This window comes from Fontivita pretiosa (assembly GCF_050410795.1).
GTDB classification, from domain to species: Bacteria; Planctomycetota; Phycisphaerae; order Tepidisphaerales; family Tepidisphaeraceae; genus Fontivita; species Fontivita pretiosa.
Genome location: NZ_CP191258.1, coordinates 1,301,371 through 1,320,326, shown reverse-complemented (window position 1 = coordinate 1,320,326; position 18,956 = coordinate 1,301,371). Strand labels below are relative to the sequence as shown.

General features: G+C 64.3%; 13 protein-coding genes. 8 read left to right on the top strand and 5 right to left on the bottom strand.

The window, feature by feature from the left end:
• The first annotated feature begins 112 nt into the window (after window positions 1-112).
• Together ACQS5P_RS05345 and ACQS5P_RS05340 are read left to right on the top strand one after the other, a co-directional pair.
• The gene (locus ACQS5P_RS05345) at window positions 113-3,139 is read left to right on the top strand and encodes a glycoside hydrolase family 113 (RefSeq protein WP_428939869.1); all 3,027 of its coding nucleotides are present in this window, start codon (window positions 113-115) and stop codon (window positions 3,137-3,139) included.
• 124 nt (window positions 3,140-3,263) lie between these two features.
• On the top strand, window positions 3,264-4,781 hold the full coding sequence (locus ACQS5P_RS05340; protein WP_428939868.1) for a hypothetical protein: 1,518 nt from the start codon (window positions 3,264-3,266) through the stop codon (window positions 4,779-4,781).
• A 75-nt stretch (window positions 4,782-4,856) separates the two neighbouring features.
• Here ACQS5P_RS05340 and ACQS5P_RS05335 read toward each other — a convergent pair whose 3' ends face one another.
• Complete coding sequence (locus tag ACQS5P_RS05335; RefSeq protein WP_428939867.1) at window positions 4,857-5,255, bottom strand: hypothetical protein; 399 nt, start codon at window positions 5,253-5,255, stop codon at window positions 4,857-4,859.
• 216 nt (window positions 5,256-5,471) lie between these two features.
• Window positions 5,472-6,698: a glutamate 5-kinase gene (gene proB / locus ACQS5P_RS05330; RefSeq protein WP_428939866.1), complete on the bottom strand. Its 1,227-nt coding sequence runs from the start codon at window positions 6,696-6,698 to the stop codon at window positions 5,472-5,474.
• A 326-nt stretch (window positions 6,699-7,024) separates the two neighbouring features.
• Here proB and ACQS5P_RS05325 point away from each other — a divergent pair, with 326 nt between their 5' ends.
• Window positions 7,025-7,840 carry a cobalamin B12-binding domain-containing protein gene (locus tag ACQS5P_RS05325; RefSeq protein WP_428939865.1) on the top strand — a complete coding sequence of 272 codons (816 nt, stop codon included), beginning with the start codon at window positions 7,025-7,027 and terminating at the stop codon, window positions 7,838-7,840.
• Between the two features lie 296 nt (window positions 7,841-8,136).
• Window positions 8,137-8,736 (top strand): 3D domain-containing protein, encoded by a 600-nt coding sequence (locus ACQS5P_RS05320; RefSeq protein ID WP_428939864.1) that lies wholly within the window; start codon window positions 8,137-8,139, stop codon window positions 8,734-8,736.
• A gap of 17 nt (window positions 8,737-8,753) precedes the next feature.
• Here ACQS5P_RS05320 and ACQS5P_RS05315 read toward each other — a convergent pair whose 3' ends face one another.
• Both ACQS5P_RS05315 and ACQS5P_RS05310 read right to left on the bottom strand, forming a co-directional pair.
• Window positions 8,754-9,830, bottom strand: a complete 1,077-nt coding sequence (locus ACQS5P_RS05315) for a hypothetical protein (RefSeq protein WP_428939863.1) — start codon at window positions 9,828-9,830, stop codon at window positions 8,754-8,756.
• A 59-nt stretch (window positions 9,831-9,889) separates the two neighbouring features.
• Complete coding sequence (locus tag ACQS5P_RS05310; protein ID WP_428939862.1) at window positions 9,890-10,414, bottom strand: hypothetical protein; 525 nt, start codon at window positions 10,412-10,414, stop codon at window positions 9,890-9,892.
• A 188-nt stretch (window positions 10,415-10,602) separates the two neighbouring features.
• On the opposite strand from ACQS5P_RS05310, the gene ACQS5P_RS05305 reads away from it, so the two are divergent.
• From ACQS5P_RS05305 to ACQS5P_RS05295, 3 genes are all read left to right on the top strand, one after another.
• A complete protein-coding gene (locus ACQS5P_RS05305) occupies window positions 10,603-11,472 on the top strand; it encodes a bifunctional 5,10-methylenetetrahydrofolate dehydrogenase/5,10-methenyltetrahydrofolate cyclohydrolase (RefSeq protein ID WP_428939861.1) in 870 nt (289 codons plus the stop codon).
• A gap of 123 nt (window positions 11,473-11,595) precedes the next feature.
• Window positions 11,596-13,479 carry a TolC family protein gene (locus ACQS5P_RS05300; RefSeq protein ID WP_428939860.1) on the top strand — a complete coding sequence of 628 codons (1,884 nt, stop codon included), beginning with the start codon at window positions 11,596-11,598 and terminating at the stop codon, window positions 13,477-13,479.
• A gap of 195 nt (window positions 13,480-13,674) precedes the next feature.
• Window positions 13,675-15,468: an efflux RND transporter periplasmic adaptor subunit gene (locus ACQS5P_RS05295; protein WP_428939859.1), complete on the top strand. Its 1,794-nt coding sequence runs from the start codon at window positions 13,675-13,677 to the stop codon at window positions 15,466-15,468.
• 18 nt (window positions 15,469-15,486) lie between these two features.
• On the opposite strand, the gene ACQS5P_RS05290 is transcribed toward ACQS5P_RS05295, so the two are convergent.
• The gene (locus ACQS5P_RS05290; protein WP_428939858.1) at window positions 15,487-16,875 is read right to left on the bottom strand and encodes an ArnT family glycosyltransferase; all 1,389 of its coding nucleotides are present in this window, start codon (window positions 16,873-16,875) and stop codon (window positions 15,487-15,489) included.
• Window positions 16,876-17,057: 182 nt separating this feature from the next.
• On the opposite strand from ACQS5P_RS05290, the gene ACQS5P_RS05285 reads away from it, so the two are divergent.
• The gene (locus ACQS5P_RS05285) at window positions 17,058-18,866 is read left to right on the top strand and encodes a glycosyltransferase family 39 protein (RefSeq protein ID WP_428939857.1); all 1,809 of its coding nucleotides are present in this window, start codon (window positions 17,058-17,060) and stop codon (window positions 18,864-18,866) included.
• The last annotated feature ends 90 nt before the right edge of the window (window positions 18,867-18,956 follow it).

The following is an 18,956-nucleotide window of genomic DNA, read 5'->3' as shown; positions in this document are numbered from 1 at the left end:
AAGCGAACACTTGAACATATCCGATCCGCTTCAGATCGGCCACGCGGCCTGCGCAGGCAAAGGCAGCATCGCATGCACGGATTATGGTAAGATTACCGCTATCGGAGGCGAGATGCGACGCAACCGCTGGTCCGCAGTGCTGGTGGCGGGATTGACAGCAGGCGTGCCGGGCGCGCCCTGGTGCCAGGCCGCCGCGCCGGATTTCCGCCGCGCGGTCAACCTCGTGTGGTTTTCTCCCACCGTCGAGCAGCGCGTGCTCGATCAGCAGCTTGAGAACCTGGTGGCCATGGGGGTCGATAGCGTCGCCCTGAATGTCTGGTGGTTCCAGGATAACATCAATTCGACGCAGGTCGCTCCGAACTTCAGTCGCTACAGCTCGACCGACGCGACCCTGCGGCAGGTGATCGACGCAGCCCACGCGCGCGGGCTGGCAGTGCAGCTTCGCCCGCTGGTCGATCTGGCCAACGATCCGACTCATTGGCGCGGGCAGATCGTCGGGGGTGATGCCTGGTTCAACGCACCGGGCGGGTATGGGGATTACATCCGTCACATGGCCGACATCGCGCAGGAGAAGAACGTCGCGATGTTCAGCGTGGGGGTGGAGCTGGAGGCCGTCGCATCGCAGGAAGCCAACTGGCGAAACCTGATCGCGTCGGTGCGATCGCGTTACTCCGGCCCGCTCACCTACGCCGCCAACTGGGGCAATCCCGCGATCGGCGCGACGATCAACTGGTGGGATGCCGTGGATTACATCGGCATCGACGCCTATTACCCGCTGACCGCAAAGAACAACCCGACGCAGGCGGAGCTGGACGCCGCCTGGGCCAACCGCGCCAATCTGATCGAGTCCTGGCGAAACAGTGTGGCGCCGGGCAAGACGGTGCTGTTCACGGAAGTCGGGTACATGAACTACGACGGGGCGAACAGGATGCCCTGGAGCTTCGACGCCGCCGCGGGCAATGATCAGCTCGAACAGGCACAGGCGTATGCGGCGATGCTCTCGCAGAACATGCCGCGTGCGTGGTTCGGCGGCGCCTACTGGTGGGCGTGGGATGTCGGCAACCCCAATCCCAATCCCATCGGCTACGAGACCATGGGCAAGCTTGCGTACGACGTGATGGGCGCCCATTACGTGCCGGGCTACACGCTTGGCCCGACGTGGACGGGGGCGGCGGGCAACCTCTGGACGAGCGGCGGAAACTGGAGCAGCGGCCTGGCGCCCGGCACGCTCACCACCGCCACCTTCAGCGGCCCGGGAAGCGGCTCGACCAGCATCGTCCTCGGCGGCAATGTCCCCAACATGAGGCTGATCTTCGACGGCGCGACCACACCGGCGTACACGTTCGCGCCGGGCGGCACGCTGATCGTCAACAGCGGCGGGGGAATCACCATCACCAACACCGTCACCACCACGCAAACGCTGAATTGCGCCATCGCGCTTGAGGGGCCGGCGATCTTCGCCAACGGATCCGGTGCCCCCAGCCAACGCCTGGTCATCAACGGCCCGATCAGCGCCGCCAATGCAGGTCTGAAACGGCTGAGCCTCTTCGGCGGCGGCAGCGGACAGCTCAACGGGACCATCAGCGACGGCGCCGGAACCGTCGCCCTGTGGAAAGGCGGCGGCGGAAGCTGGACGATCTCCGGCAACAACACCTACGGCGGCCCAACGGACATCTGCTGGGGCACGGTCGTGATCACCAGCAACACCGCGCTGGGCAGCGGCGCGGGCAGCACCACCGTGCTCAGCGGCGCTTCGCTGGTGATTCATCCCGGCATGAGCGTCAATGAGACGGTCCAGATCAGCGGCAGCGGCGTCGGCGGGCAGGGCGCACTTCAGCGCGCCGACGTGGCGCCCTATGGTCCGACCGCCTGGAACGGCGATATCGTCCTCAGCGGCGATGCCGAGATCCACAACCGCGCCTACAACAACCCGGCCAATCCCATCGGAGTCTGGACGCTGGGCGGGAACATCAGCGGTGGATCGGCCAACACCACGCTGAACCTTCGCTCGGGCAATTCCAACCCGGGATTCTTTCGACTCACGGGCACGAACAACACATATCTGGGGCGCACGCTGATTTCCGGCGGAAAGGTGATCCTCGACGGTGGGGATGACACGCTGCCGCCGACTACGACCGTCGTGCTGGACACGTACGATCGCGGCACGAACGTGGAGGCCGGCGTGCTGGACCTGAACGGCACGAACCAGGCGATCGCGGGGCTGACGCAGGTGGCTCGCGCCACCCGGCCACGAGTCATCAATGGACTGACCGCGACGCGCAGCGTCCTGACCATCAACAACAGCGGCAGTCAAACCTACAGTGGAATCCTGCAAGACGGCGGCGGAACACTGGCGCTGGCGAAGTTCGGCGCTGGCACGTTTACCCTGACCGGCCCAAGCACGTTCAGCGGCGGCACGCGAGTCGGTGGCGGCACACTGCTGCTGGCCGACGCCGACGCCATCGGTAACGGCACGCTTGAAGTCCTGAGCGCCAACGCTGTCTTCATGGCCAACCTTCCCAAGGCGCCAAAGCTCAAGGGCGTGGTCGTCTCAGGCTCCGGTCAAGTCGATCTGACCAACAACGATCTGGTGATCGATTACAGTCCATCCGGCCCGGGCGATCCCGGGCCGATCGATGAGCTGCGCGGCATGATCGGCAGCGCGTACAACTTCGGCGGCTGGAATGGCGCGGGAATCGGCAGTTCCCTCGCGACGGCCAATGCCTTTGCACTGGGGTATGCCCAGGCGTCGCTGCTGGGCATCACCTCCTTTTCAGGCCAACCGGTGGACGACACAAGCCTGCTGATCCGCTACACGCGCTTCGGCGACAGCGACCTTGACGGGCAGGTCGATCTTCAGGACCTGAACGCGCTGGCGCTGCACTGGCAGAGCAGCGACTACTGGAGCGGCGGGGACTTCAATTACGACCACGTCGTGGATGCGCGAGACCTGTATCTGCTGGCGATGAACTGGCAGCAAAGCTCATCGGCGGCGCTTGCCGAGGCATTGGCGTCAATGGGCCTGCCGAACGTGAGCGTGCCGGAGCCGGGCTGGGCGATGATCGCGATGGCGGGGATGCTGGCAGGCGCGAGGGTCCGCAACACAAGATTCAGCGGGAGGCGCCGGATCGCACGGTGAAGGCCACAAGCCCTGGTCCAGTATGGTCGGTAAACTTTTTTGAGTCTGAGTTCACAATAAAGGGTGAGTCGCGGCGTTTTGTGACCGGGGGAAACGCACGCGGAATGGGAAAGGAGCTTGGACTATGTCGCCAGTCGCATCCAAATCGCTGTTGCCCCGATCAGAGAAGTCGCTTGTGTGTGCCGGGTGTCTTGAACCGCTGGAATCGCGGCGGCTGCTGGCGGCGACGGCGGTGCTCGATGGCGGGATCGTGAAAATCGCCGGAACCGACGAGGCCGACCACATCGGCGTGGCGGTCATGCCCGCCAGCGTCGCCCCCATGCTCGTCGTCACCGCCGAAGGAACGCAGATCCTGGCCGTTCCCCTCAGTGCGGTTCACAGCATCGAGGCGCGGCTCGGCGCCGGGGACGATGCGCTGCACACCCGATCCAACGTCAACAGGCCGATGCTGGTGTTGGGCGAGGCGGGTCGCGATCACATCCTCACCGGCGCGGGCAACGACCGCATCGACGGCGGCGCCGACGATGACCTGATGCTGCACAGCGCCGGCGACGATGTGTACATCGGCGGGGCCGGACTGAACGATACCGTCAGCTACGCCGCCGCGCAGTTCGGCGTGAACGTGACGCTGGACGGCCTGGCCAACGACGGCGAGGTCAGGCCGACCCTCTCGCCGCTGCCCGGTGAGGCCGACAACGTGAGTCATGGAGTTGAAGTGGTCCTCGGCTCGAGCTTCAACGACCGAATCGTCGGAGTGACCTCGCCGCTTGCGGTGGTATTTCCCGCCGAGCGATTGATCGGGGGTGCGGGCAACGACCAGCTCATCGCCGGACACAGCGCCGCCCGCTCGACGCTGTTGGGCGGAGACGGTAACGACCTGCTCGTGGGCGCGCATCAGCCCAATGACTTCGTTGGCGGGCCGGGGTTGGACACCGTCGATTATTCAGCGCGGACGGGCAACCTTCACATCACGCTGGACAACCGGCCCAACGATGGCGCCGTGTTCAACAACACAACGCATCCGAGCGAAGGCGACAACGTTCGAGCCGACGTGGAGCGGGTGATCGGCGGCAGCGGGGATGACACGATCATCGGCCCGGCGCTGTTCGCGACATCGCTGACAACGGCGGATTCGCTGCACGCCGCCGCCCCGATCACCTTTGAGGGCGGAGCCGGCAATGACACGCTGATCGCCCAGCCGCCGGTGCAGCGACCGCGCGCCGACGCGATCACAACCATCGCGGAAGCCGGCCTGGAGAACACCAACACGCTGGAAGCGACGGCGCAACTGGCGGGCGACGAGGGTGCGGTGGAAGCGACGGTGACATCCGGCGACGCCGCGACGGTCCTGCCGCCGTTCTACGCGGTGCTGATCGGTGGCCAGGGCAACGACAAACTCGTCGGCTCGGCGCGGTCGGACCGGCTGGTCGGTGGCACAGGCGACGATGTGCTGCTCGGGCTGCTGGGCAACGACCTGCTCGATGGCGGCGCAGGCTCCGACCAGATGTTCGGTGGTGCCGGCGACGACCGCTTCATTGCCAACGACGGCGAACCTGACACCGTCGATGGCGGCGAAGGCAATGACTCGGCCCTGGTCGATGCGATCGATACCCTGATCAGCATCGAGCGGACGGGAGCATGAGAAAGAGGCAAAAGGCAGAAGGATGAAGGATTCGGTACCTGGACCTTCATCCTTCTGCCTTCATTATTTGATGGCCTACCTCGGATCCAGATAGATCCGATGGCTGTGCCTGCGTTCCAGGTTCTGGTCGAACACGACCTTTCCCTCGACGGCGGCACGGTCGTTATCCGGATCGATGGTGATCAGCTCGCCGCGCTGAACATTGCCGCTCCACACGACGCGTCCGTCGTTCACGTCGTACAGGTAGGCCTTTCCATCGGAACTGGCGCGGGCGGAAAGCTCGCCGCTGCCTTCGCGCAGCAGCTCCGCCGACTTGGGCACGCCGCTGACGGTCAGCGGCTCGCGCCTTTCCGATGGTGTGCGGTCATTGTCGTTGTCATCGCCGTCGAACATCTCACAGCCGCTGAGTCCGATGGCGAAGATGGCGGCGACGGTCAGCGCCAGACAGCGAACGGTTCGTGCGACCTGAGTCATGGCAGACCTCCAAAAAGGGGCCAACGGCCCGAATCACTGCCGCGCCCCTTCCACCGAGGAGGGCCGCCGATAGCCAGAACAACCCATCATGCCGCGCGAGGTCCGGGATACGCAGCGCTGAAATTGTTCCATGGAGACACGAGCCACGGGGGAGACACGAGCCACGGGCCTGGACGGCCGCCCGGCTCGACCGGGACGCTCGTGACGCAGGGCGAGTTATCCCACCACCAGGTTATCCCGGTGCACGACCTCGTCGTACGCCTGTTCCTTGAGCAGGGCGCGTACTTCGCTGGTCTTTTTGCCCTGGATGAGCTTGATGTCGTCGGCGGAGTAGTTCGTCAGGCCGCGGGCGACGACCTGGCCTGAGGTGTTGGCGATGGCGACGACGTCGCCGCGGGCAAAGTGCCCGTCGACCCTGACGATGCCGGCGGGCAACAGGCTCTTGTTCCTCTCGACCAGAGCTTTGACCGCACCATCGTCGATGACGATGGTTCCAACGGTCCTGGCGGCGCCGATCCAGCGGTCCTTTCCGGTGCGTCGCCGACCGTTGGCGGTGAAAAGCGTGCCGATCTCCTCGCCCGCCAGCAGCCGCGGCAGGACGTTTTCCATGCGTCCGTCGGCCACGACCATCGATTCGCCGCAACTGAGCACCATCCTGGCGGCACGGAGTTTTGAATCCATGCCGCCCTTTCCAAGGGCGGTTTTCTCGGCGCGGACAAGCTGCTGGGCGGCGTCCAGGTTCTCCACCAGGCGCAGTGGCTTGCCAGAGCCATCCAGGATGCCATCGACCACGGTCAGCAGCACCAGCAGGTCGGCGCGCATCGCCGTCGCCACCAGCGCCGCCAGGATGTCGTTGTCACCGAAGCTGATCTTGATCAGCTCGTCGGTGCTGATCGTGTCGTTCTCGTTGATGATGGGGACCGCGCCCAGCTCATGGGCGGCCAGGATGGTGTTACGAACGTTGAGAAATCGCGTGCGGTTGTCGATGTCCTCGCGGGTGAGCAGCAGTTGAGCCACGGGCATGCCGAAAGGCTCGAAGGCGTCGGCCCAGACGTCCATGAGGCGGCGCTGCCCGACCGCCGCCACCGCCTGGAGTCGCGCCAGGTCGGTGGGCCGGCGTGAAAGATTCAACTCGCGCAATCCCGCGCCAATGGCGCCGGAGCTGACGATGGTAACGGTGATCTTGCGCTGCCTGCGGAGGCTGGCCACCTGTTGGGCGATGCTGGCGACGTAGGCGGTATCGAGCCTGGCCTGCTTGTCGCTGAGCAGTTGCGTGCCGAGCTTGACGACCAGGCTGCGAACCGGGGCCAGGATCTGCTGGCGGGAGCGGTATCCGCTGACGTGGCGAGACTGCGAAGTCGAATCACAGCCCGCGGGTTGCATCCTCGTGATACTCACAGGATCCCTGCCGTGCAGGTCATCGTTGCCCAGGTGAGAACCCATCGCTTGCTGATGCCCTTGGCGAGATTGTCGCAGGAACAAACCTGGATTCAAGGATCGGGGGATCAGACGCTGCTTCCTGGGCTTGTCGGTGAATTCGTGGGCTGCCATAAGTGATTTCGTGTCGGCGGGTTAGGTACTGCGGCGGCGCATGTTAAAATAGGTAAAGATTTTTCCGATGAAAACCGATACATTAGTTGTTACATTTTACCTAGTTTAACAGACATCGGATGGATGCGGCGGCAGGGAAGCGGCCGGGATGTTAAGATGGGAAGCGCCAAAGCCACGGCGGGCGGGCAGCTTGACCCAGCCACTCAGGAGCATCGGCCATGAGCTTCACCTGCACCTCGGCGGTTCGCGAGTCCTACCTTCAGTCGCTGCTGGCCGGCGATCGCACCACCGCACGGCTCATCATCGAAAAGGAACTGACGGCCTCCCAAGCCAGCGCTTACGATCTGCTCACCCAACTCATCTGGCCGGTGATGGAGCAGATTCAGAATCTGTACCGCGAGGACCGGATCAGCATCAGCAACCTCAACATGGCCACGCGACTGAACCGCGCCATGGCCGATCAGCTCAGCGGCAAGCTGGAGCGCAAAGCTCCCAACGGCAAACGCGCGCTGATCTTCTGCGGCAATGATGAACCGGAAGAACTTGGCGGACAGATTTGTGCAGACCTGTTCGAGGCCGACGGCTGGACGGTTCGCTTCGCTGGCGGGGGAGTGCCCGAAGACGAAGTCCTGGAGCTGATCGGCGAGTTTCGCCCGGATTTGCTGGTGATGTTCGCCACCCTGCCCAGCAACGTGCCGGGCGTGCGGAAACTGATCGATTACCTGCGTGAGATCAACAGTTGCCCCAACATGCAGGTGATGTGCTGTGGCGGGATCTACAAGCGCGCTGAAGGACTGGCCGAGGAGATCGGCGCCGACCTTTACGCCCCGGACGCTCCCCAGGCGGTTCAGGTCGCCAACGACAACCCCACACGCAAGGCGACGGTGGATCAACAGACGGTGGGGCGGATGCGCCGAATCCGCAAGGCCGCGGCCCGCAAGAGCGCACACGCCGTGAAACGGACCGCGCCACACCTGGTGCAGACGGAGGTTGATCCAGCGTCGGATTCGGCGGCGGAGTCCGAGGCCGCGTAAGACACGGCGTCTCGGTTACCGGACGCGACACGACCTTCGACCGTTGCCACTGGGCATCATCCCGCGCCTTCCGAACGCATTGATGTCTATGGATGTGTCGGTTGCCCCTGAGGTCCGGGAATCTGAAGCTTGGATTTTGCCCCTTTGACGCAGCGGGCCGCAGCGGATAAAAGGCACAACTGATACAGATCGACCGTCTCAAGCGGGGAGCTTGAGCCAATCTTCGGCCGCCACTGGACGCCGTGGTATGGTCTGGAGACCCGCCGGGCCGGATGCCCGCGGGGCGGAGGCAAAGGATGCTGATGTTCAACGGTCTGCTGTCCAACCTGCTCGTACCCGTTGTGGGCAACCTGCCGAGTTGTGCGCGTCGCGGGTTGCTGATCGGCATTGTTTTGCTTGTGATCGGGATCGGTGGCGTGGGCGCCGCCCGGCCGGTGCAGAGCAAAAGCGCGCCCGCCAACTCTGCATCGCAAAGCGCTTCGGTTCGGCAAGCCGAGTCTGTGGCATCGCATTCTCTGAAGCAGGGCCAGGACCTGGTCGAGTTGATGGCTCCGCAGCTTCCGCCGCTGGAGCGGATGGTTCGCCAGCCTCAGGTCCGGTTCATGGAGATCACCGCCTATTGCCCATGCAGCAAGTGCTGTGGTCCCAATGCCCAGGGCATCACCGCCAGCGGCAAGCACGTCAGCTACAATCACGGCAAATTTGTCGCCGCCGACACGAGTATTCTTCCCTTCGGCACCAGGCTGCTGATCCCGGGCTACGCCGCCGAGCCAGTCGAGGTGATCGACCGCGGCGGGGCCATCAAGGGCAACAAGCTGGATGTGTTCTTCCCCACCCACGAGGAAGCGCTGAAGTGGGGCCGGCAGAAGATGGTGCCCGTAATCATCGTCGAGTGATCAACGGGGGTTTTTTTTCACTTCGGCAGGGCGCGAACGCCCATGGCGACGCGGTCGGCCAGGGCGTCGATCTCGTCGGCTTTGTCAGGCAAAGCGATGCTGGTGATGCTGGCCACGCCGTCGCCGGCGCGGACTTGCCGCATGGTCAGGACGAACTTCATCTCCCGCGCGGAGTATTCGGTTCGCAGCTTTCGCAGGAATCGCTTGTCGGCGATGGTTTGGGTCTGCCCGGCGGGCTGGGCGCCTTCGATTTGAAAGCTCGGCTTCTCAGCTCGCGCCAACTCCTCGATCGCCAGATCCCGCAGCCTGGAGTCAGTCTTGGCCTGCTCGGGAATCGGACGGTAGATCAGCGTGATGACGTTGGCCGGCTCCTGCGGATCGCGCCAGGTCGCGAGCAGCCCGCTGATGTTGGCGGTGAGCTGGGCGGTCCATCCGGCCGGCGGCGTGATACGCAGCCTCGCTTCACGCAGGACGATCGATTCGTCGGCGGGGGCACTGGCCGGTGCCGACGCCGAGACGCTCCTGGGGCGAGGCCGAATCACCGGCGGCTTCGTGCCCGCAAGGTGCACCGTCTGCATGGCCGTCTCGGCGGCCTCGTGGATCTGCGCGGCTTCCTGCTCGTTGTCGGTAAGCGCCACGACGGTGACGGAAACGAGATTCCTTCCGATACCACGAAACAGTTGAAGTCGATCGCCGAACTTGCCCTGGGCGTGATACCGGTCGTGCACGCGCAGCAGGAATCGCGGATCAGGCTCGACCCGCGGCTCCAGCACCAGCTCGAGGTTGCCGCGCTGCTGCTCCTGCAAGATCGTCTGGCGAATCCTGGCCGCCAGCTTCGGCGCCAGCTCGTCGGGGATCGTATTCTGCTGGGGCGTGGCCAGCAGGGTCATGTGTGCTCGACCTTCGCCCAGGCCGTAGCCGACGCGACGGTCCTCGAATTTGCCGAGCAACTGCCAGCCCGGCGGCGGGGTGTAGACCAGCTTGCCGTCCAGCAGCGTATCGGTGGCGGGCGAGGTCGTCGGCTCCTGCGCGGCGCAGAAATTACACACCCAGACGAGCAGACAAAGCGATAGAGGCGATATGGCCCGATGCATGCAGGCTCCGAGGCTGCGCGGTTGCGGCTGAGACGCGATGCGCGGGCCAAAGATCCATCTTATTTCACCACGCGCGTCGCCGTGATCCGCTCGTCCTTATCATACATCGCCTCCTTGTTCAGGTTCTGCTCCAGAACTTCCTTGAGCTGCTCGGCGGATTCGATCTTCTGCTGGTTCATGAACTGCTCGTCGAGCTGATCGATCGTGAGCTTGCCGTCGTCGCCCATCGCCACGCGCATCAGCAGCCATTCCTGCGGAATGCTGCCGTCATCGGACAGCGGCCTCAGATGCGCGAAGGTGGCGCCCTTGATGTCGGCGATCATGCCGACGTATCGGCTCACCTGTGCCGGCTCCTTTTTGTCGCGTGTTTCGATGTAGTACAGATGATCGTCGATGTTGCGGATGACCAGAAGCGCCTGATCGCCGCTGGCGTTGACCGCCTCCCAGTCGCCGACATACTTGCGGTCCACGACGGCCTTCTCAGGCGAAATCAGGGTGAACTTCGATGCCCAGCAGCCGCCGACCAGCGCCGCCGCCAGCAGCCACACGACCCGCCAATGGCCAGCACGCATCGCAGGAGACATGAGCCACCATCCTTTCTTTTAGTGATTGCTAACATATATCGGTGATTCGCGCCCGTCAAGCCCCGTGCTGGCGCCAGACCACAACCGCCGCGTCGTCTGCGCTAACTGGAATAAGTGAACATGGCGGAGCGATTCCGGGCGCTGGGGCGCATTCGCGGCCAGGATCGCGATTTCTTATAATCCGGAGGATGAGTTGCCGGATCATCGATGGGGCCGCCATTGCCCAGCAGATCAGGAACGAAGTGGCCGACCGAGCCCGCAGGTTTGCCGAGCAGGGCCGGCGAGTGCATCTGACGGCGATTCTGGTGGGTGGTTCCACAGCGGCGGAACTGTACGCGCAGCGTCAGGCGGAGGCGTGCCGCGCGGTGGGCATCGACTACACCCTGCTCAAATTGCCGCCGCAGACCACGCAGCGGGAGCTGAAGCTGACCATCCGCCGGCTGAATGACGATCCGACCGTCACCGGGATCATGATGCATCTGCCGCTGCCGCCGCACATCGACGCGCCGCGGGTGCAGTACGAGATCGACGTGGTCAAGGATGTGGAGGGGGTAAACCCGGCCAACATCGGCTATGTCGTCTATGGGCACACCCTGATCGCGCCGTGCACGGCGCTGAGCGTGATCGAGCTGATCAAATCAACCGGCGTGCCGCTGCGCGGCGCCGAAGCCGTCGTCGTCGGCGCCAGCGAAATCGCCGGCAAACCGATCGCGCTGCTGCTGACCGAGCAGATGGCCACCGTCACGCTCTGCCACATCGCCACGAAGGACCTGATGAGCCACACGCGGCGGGCGGAGGTGCTGGTGGTGGCGGTGGGCAAGCCGGGGCTGATCACCGCGGACCATGTCAAGCAGGGCGCCGTGGTGATCGATGTGGGAATCAATCGGATCACCCTGCCTGACGGAACCCGCAAGACCGTCGGCGATGTGGACTTTGAAGCGGTCAAGCAGAAGGCCGCGCACCTCACGCCGGTGCCGGGCGGCGTGGGGCCGATGACGGTGGCGATGCTGCTCCGCAACACGCTGCGCAGCGCCGAGATCCTGTATGGGCAGGAGTGAGAGCAGGGGCAAAAAGCGAAAGATGAAGGCGGAAGGAAGAAGGAGGGCCTGTTCCATCCAGCGGTCCCGCTTTGCGAGGCAACAAACCTCATCGCGGCGCGTATGAACGGGCAGGTTGTGGGAATGAGACGAACTGGTCAGATCACAATTGTGTTCGTGGCGCTCGCTGGGCTGGTGAGCTGCGCGCCTGAGGCTTACCGCAAGTCGGCGGATTTGCAGGTGCAGAAGCTGCTGGAGGATCGCCAGAAGCGTACGCTGGATTACGCGCCGCAGGTGGAGGCGCCGGTGCAGACGCCGGCCAGGCCGACACGCAAGAGCTACGAGAAGCTGCCGGCCTCGCCGGTGCCGCCGGCGATGCCGCCGGTGCTGGAGCCATCGCGATTTGAGCTGGGGTACGGGCGGCTGGGGCCCGAGGAGCTGTATCCGCCAGGCACCGAATCGCCGCAGCGGCAGCCGCTCAGCGTCGAAGAGGCGCGCAAGCCCGGGCTGGATCGGCTGCGGCTGGGTCCGCCGGCGGAGCTGGCGCCGATCCAGACGTTTGATCTGTTCGACGCGATCGCCTACGCCGTGCAGCACAGCCGCGAGTATCAGTCGCGGATGGAGGATCTGTACCTGGCGGCGCTGAGTGTGACGCTGGAGCGGCATCTTTTTTCGCCGCGGCCATTCGCCCGGACCGGTGTGGAGTACACCGGCGGGCAGCTCGATGTGGATTACCGCTCGGCCCTGACGATCACCAATTCCGCGGGAATCCGTCAGCAGCTTCCGTATGGGGGGGAGATCGTGGCCGAGGGGCTGGTCGACTTCGTGCGTGCGCTGAACGACAACGTCAGCGATGGCGAATCGGCGCAGCTTGCGCTGAGCGGCACGATCCCGCTGCTGCGCGGCGCGGGGATGGTCAATCTGGAATCCCTGATCAATTCCGAGCGACAGCTCGTGTATGAAGTACGGCGGTTCGAGGATTTTCGCCGCGACTTTGTCGTTCGAATCGCCTCGCAGTATTTCCGGCTGCTCACGCAGCAGCAGGCGATCGCCAACCGGCGGTTCACGTACATCGTGGCGTATCAGCTCACGGAGCAGACGTACGCGATCTACGCCGCCGGCAGGCCGGGAGTCAATTTCCTGTCCGTGCAGCGGGCGCAGAACCAGTTGTACGAGGCGGAGAACGCGATCATCAACGCGGAGGACAACTACCAGGCGGCGCTGGATGATTTCAAGCTGCTGATCGGCATGCCGGTGGATGAGCCGCTGGAAGTCGTCGGCATGGAACTGGACATCAATCCTCCGGATCTGGAAGCCGACGCGACCCAGATGGCGCTGAAGTATCGACTGGACCTCAAGACCGCCAGCGATCAGATCGAGGACGCCCGCCGGGCGGTGGAGGTGGCCAAAAACGGACTGCTGCCGGACCTTGAGCTACGGGCGCGCGGTTCGATCGGCAATCAGGAGGATTCTCCCGCTTCGCATATCGACAGCCGCACGATGGAGTACTCGGCGGGGCTGACACTGGACCTGCCGGTGGACCGGCTGGCGGAGCGGAATGCGTATCGGCGGGCGTTGATCTCTCTGGAGCGGGCGACGCGCAACTGGAAACAGACTCGCGACTCGATCATCGCGCAGGTGCGCGATTCGTTGCGCGCCATCCGCTCGGCCCGCGATACGCTGGAAATCCAGCGCCGAACCATCGAGCTGAACCGCCGGCGTCTGGATTACGCCAATGAGCTATTGGTGCTTGGGCGGGCGACCGATTCGCAGCAGGTGGTCGATGCGCAGAATGCGCTGCTTCAGGCACAGGATCGCTACGAGCAGGCGCGAGCCAACTACCAGATTCGAATTCTGGAGTTTTTGCGTGATACGGGGATGCTGCGAATCAATCCGCAGGCCGGCTCGCTGGGTCTGGCGATGGATCGGGGACATCCGGGTCGGCGACAGCGAGCGTCAACCGGCTCACAGGTCCCGCCAGACCGCTCCACAGATGAGCCGGATTCTCAGGAATCGTCGGTACGCTAAAACGACAACTGGCCTGGCGGGTAGTAAGATAAACCGGTGCATTTGCGATGATGCGGCCACGCCGGACATGGGGCATCCTGTGCGTGTGCCGGCCATATGATGCCTCAGCGGCAAGGATTATGGGCAGAGTCCCCATGTTCCGGGATTCGCCATCGTCAGCATGGAGTGATAAGCCCCAAGAGCCAAAGTCGTCTCATGAACCTGATTGCCCTGCCAACTACCGCGGTGAATCGTCGATGGACCACCTGGCTGATCGCGCCGGTGGTGATTGTGGCTTTTTCGATGGCCGGATACTGGGCCGTCAATGCCCGCACCAACCCGGCCGCCACCATCTCCCCATCGATGCTCTATACGCTGCATCCGATGGACTTGGACATCAAGGTCATCAAGGACGGCGAGCTTCAGGCGGTGAACAACATCGAGATCGTCTCACAGGTCGAAGGCCAGACCGTCATCCTCACGCTCGTGAAGGAGGGCACGTCGGTGAAAAAGGGCGACGTGCTGATGACGCTGGATTCATCGACGATCGATCAGCGCATCGAGGACACGACGCTGGAGCTTCAAAAGGCCGAGGCGGACCTGACCACGGCCAAGGAAATGCTGGAGATCCAGGAGAGCACCAACGCCGCCAACCTCGAGGCAGCCGAAGTCGCGCTGACGCTGGCCCAGCTTGATCTGAAACAATACGTCGAAGGAACCTATCCGCAGCTTCTGGCCAACGCCAGGACCGAACTGGAGATGGCCCGGATCAACCTCAAGACGCAGGAGGAGAAGCTGGGGCAGACCAAGACGCTGTATGCCAAGGGGTTCGTGACGGCGACGGCGGTGAAGGACGATGAGCTTGCAGTCACGACGGCGCGCAACGCGGTGACCAAGGCGGAAACGGCACTGAAAGTCCTGACGGAATACACGCACCAGATGGATCTGGCGGCCAAACAGAATGCGGTTTCTCAGGCCGAACAGCGGCTGGTGCGCACCAAACGTGAGAACGCCTCGAACCTGGCGCAGCGAATCGCCGACGTGAGGGCCAAGGAAAACTCGCTGGCGGTGCTGCGGCGGCGGATGGAGAAGCTGCTGGAACAGAAGGCGGCGTGTACGATCCGGGCACCGGCGGATGGACTGGTCGTCTACGCCACCAGCGGCGACCGCAACGCCCAGAACCCCATTCAGGAAGGCGCCACCGTCCGCGAGCGACAATCCCTGCTGAAGCTGCCGGACACCAGCCAGATGAAGGCGGTGATCCGCGTGCAGGAAGGTCAGGTCGCCAAGCTGCGCGAGGGGATGCGGGCAAGAGTCAAGATCGTCGGCATCCCGCAGACAGTCGGAGCGACGCTGACCAAGATCAGCGTGCTGGCCGACAGCGCCGGGCGGTGGTGGAGCGAAACCAAGGAGTATCCGGTTGATCTGGTGCTGGATGAGATTCCTCCCGGAGCGGTGCTGAAGCCGGGGATGGGCGCGCTGGCGGAGATCCTGGTGGACCGCGCCACCAACGTTCTGGCGGCGCCGCTGTCGGCGATCTATTCCACCGGTCCGGACAGCTACGTGTTTGTTCGTCAGGGCGAGCAGTTCGTCCCGCGCAAGGTGCGCGTGGGACGAACCAACGAGACGCACGCGGAGTTGCTGGGCGATACGATTCAGCCGGGCGATGAACTGCTGCTGCTTCAGATCGGGCAGGGCCAGGAGCTGCTGGAGCGGGCGGGGATCAAGTCGGCGCCGGCCACGCAGCCGCGCGACGGGGAGTTCCGTCAGCGGCGTCGCGGCGGGGGGCAGGGCGGCGATCGCGCCGAGGGGCGCAACGGCGCCGGCGGGCCGGCGCCCGGAGGCACGGCAGCGCCTTCGCCGGCCGCGGAATCCGAGCAGCAACCACCCGCCGGACAGCCGCGCCCCGGCGGCAGACGCAATCGGCAGGGCGAGGCCTCCGACGCTGCTGCTCCCGCTGCGCAGCCTGCCGCTCCAACTCCCCAGCCCGCTGCGCCGGCTCCCGGTTGAAAAACGCCGGGGTGCGAGTCAGAAAATGAACTTCACGTTCTGATGGATCGCTGCCGTCACCAGCGCCAGCGCGGCGAAGCACGTCAGCCGCGCGCCCACCGGCCAGCGCCGCAGCTCCAGCCCCACCGGAATCATCAGCAACGGCAGCATGAAGTTCCACACCCGCGCTGTCTCGAGCTGGAGCAGACCCGAGACGGCCACCGCGACCAACTGCCCCAGCGCCAGGATCACCAGCGGCAGGTGTGGCCGCCGCGTGCCTGCGTGAGTACCGATGAAGTAGAAGATCACCAAGGGGACGCTGATCCAGCCCGAACCCAGCGCAAAATCGATCAGATCCCAGGCGATCGTATCCGGGTAAGGCCGCTGGTCGGCATGCGCACGCAACAGCGCATGCTGGTTTCGCCAGGCGGAGATGAACGTGGCAACCGGATCGTAGTTGATGCTGATCCACAGCAGCAGCAGGACGGCGGCGGTGGTGAGCAGCGCGATCGCAGCGTGCTTGGCGGCGATGCCGATTCGGAGAATCATCGGGCGCTGCGGTGAAACGATGAAGATCATCCCGACCATGAACAGTCCGATGACCAGCACATTGAAGGTGATCAGGCACATCAACCCCAACACGACCCCGAGCAGGATCGACGGTTTGATGCGGTCATCCCGCAGCGCCGAGTACCAGCATCCGATCAATGCGGTGCTGAACAGGATGTAGGTCGGGTCGAACATCGGGAAAAACAGAATGAACCCCGGGCACAGGGAAAGGAAGCTGGCGCCGCAGAACGCCGATTCGTCGTCGCCGAGCAGATGTCGCAGAAACAGATACGTTGCGGGGATGGAAAAGGTGGCGATGACGCCCAGGACCAGACCGGCGATCAGTGCCGCCTGCGGTGTATCTCCCAGCAGTTTCAGGAATATCACGTAGTAAAGAACTGGCCCCGGGGGTTTGCTCTGGGTGTGCAGATTCATGGCGGGCGTGAGCTGCGGATACAGCGCCATCCACTCGCGCAGAGGCACGTTGCTGACCGCCAGGGCGTCGGTGTAGTAGCTGGTGGCATACTTGTTTTCGACGGTGATGCGAACCAGCGCCAGGCTTGGATTGGGGATTTCGGTGACATCGCCGCGAAAGGCGACGGCGGCGAGCTTCATCGCGTAGCAGCAGACCATCAGCAGCAGGATCGCCAGCCAGCGAAGGCTGCGTCGCCAGCGATCCAGCAACTGCGCCACAAAAAACGGGACGGCAGCGGCGGCAAAGAACGGGTAGACCAGCGCCGCGGGCAGGGGACGGTAGAACCAGACCCAGCCGGGCCCGATGATCCAGCCAACCTGCAACAGCAGAGCGGCGATGGCGGCTGCGGCAACCAGCAACGTGAGCACGAGCTTTGTGCCGACGGTTAGTTCGAATCGCCGCATGCGCGTGGGATTGTGTCTGCTGCGTGGCGATGTTGCAAATGGAGGCGGTGGTGCTGTAGCGTTTTCGCGAGTTGATGCAAGACGCGCCGCCACAGCAGCCGAACCAGCCGCATTCGCCGGAACCGGCGCCGCGTCGAGGCGTTGGCCGGACGGGGCTTTTTGCCGCGCTGGCGTGCGCGGGAATGCTGGCTTGTTTCACGGCGTTGGCCTGGTGCTCGGTGCGGCTTCACTCCCCGACGATCGACGAGCCGCTGCACGCCGCTGGCGCCTACTTCCACCGCTTTTATCACGACTTTCGCATCAACCCCGAAGACCCGCCGCTGTGGAAGTACTGGGCGATGCTGCCGCATCAGCGAGATTCGCTTCGCCCGCATCCGGATGCAACCTGGTGGGACCTGGCACTTGGGGACATCGTCTACCAGTTCGCTGTGGCGGTCCGCTGGCTGTTCCAGACGCCCGGGAACGACGGGGCCGGCTTCATCAACACCTCCCGCGCGATGATGCTGGTGGTGGGTGTGGCGCTGGGAGCGGCACTGTGCGCATGGTCATGGCAACTGGGCGGGGCGACGGCGGCGATCGTTGCCTGCGCCCTGTTCTCATTCGATCCGAATCTCATCGCTCACGCTCCGCTGGTGAAGAACGATGTCAGCCTGTCGCTGGCGATGCTGTGCGCAGCGTGGGCGTGCTGGAGCGTCGGACGATCCGCCAGGTGGTGGAACATCATGCTGCTGGCGGCGGGGTGCGGAATCGCGGCGACGGTCAAATTCTCTGGCGTGATCGTGGCGCCGATCGTCCTGCTGATGCTGCTGGCTCGGGCGCGGCTGGTGCCGGAAGGCTGGCCCGTGTTGGGGCGGCAGCTTCGCACCCGCTGGGCTGGGGCGCTGACAGCGGTGGGGATCTGCGCTGTGGCGGCGGCGGTGAGCACGGGGATCATCTGGGCGTCGTACGGCTTCCGCTTTGAACCCACGCCGGTTCGCGGCGCGCTGCTGGATACCCCGTCGCAGGTCCGCAAGCTCAAGGAATGCCGGTTCTTCCTGGCCAACCAGCGCTGGCCGAATGAGGTGGACAAGGCCGAGATCGACGCGATGCCCACGCCCGCCTTCGCCCGTGCGGTGCTCTTGGCCGAGCGACATCGCCTGCTGCCACAGACCTGGCTGTATGGCTTGCTGTTTACCTATCGCTCGACGCTGGTTCGCACGACGTACCTGCTCGGCCAGCACAGTGAGACCGGGTGGTGGTACTACTTCCCGCTGGCGATGCTGTTCAAGACGCCGCTTGCGACGCTGGCGGCGATTGTGGGTGCGGCCTGGCTGGGATTGAGTTGGAGACTGCGCGCTGCGCGTTCATCGCCAGAGACTTCCAGGTTAACGCCCGATCGATGGTCGCTGTTGTGTCTGACGATTCCTCTGATCGTGTATGGCATCAGCGCGCTGAGCAGCAACTTGAACCTGGGGCTGCGGCACGTGCTGCCGATTTACCCGTTCATCTACCTGCTGGTGGGGCTGGCGGGAGCGAGAATGGGCGCGTGGCGGCCACGCGCAACAACGCTCCTGGCGCTGGTGCTGGGCGCGGGGTTGATCATCGAGACGGTTCGGGCGTTTCCGCATTACATCTCGTTTTTCAATGTTCCTTCACGCCCGTATCGGCTGCGGCTTTTGAGCGATTCCAACTTCGATTGGGGGCAGGATCTGACGTTCGTGGCCGAGTGGCGCCGGCGGAATCCGAACGTGAAGCTGTATCTGGGGTACCTGGGTTCGGTGGATCCGGCGTTCTACGGGATCGACTACACGAACATTCCGGGTGGATATCAGCTCAACCCGCGGTGGGAATGGCCGCCACGAGAGCCGGGCGTGATTGCGATCAGCGCGACGGTGCTACAGGGGGTGAACGTGGCACCGAGCGTGATTCGTTTGTACGCCCCGCTGCGCGCCCGCCCGCCAAAGCAGATCATCGGCGATACGATCTACGTTTACGACTGGCCGTTGCGGTAAACCAGCCGCAGATCATCCGGGCATCGGCTGGCGATTCGCCTGTGCCAGGCGGTAAGATGCCGCTTTGATCAGACAAAGGCAGGGACGTGT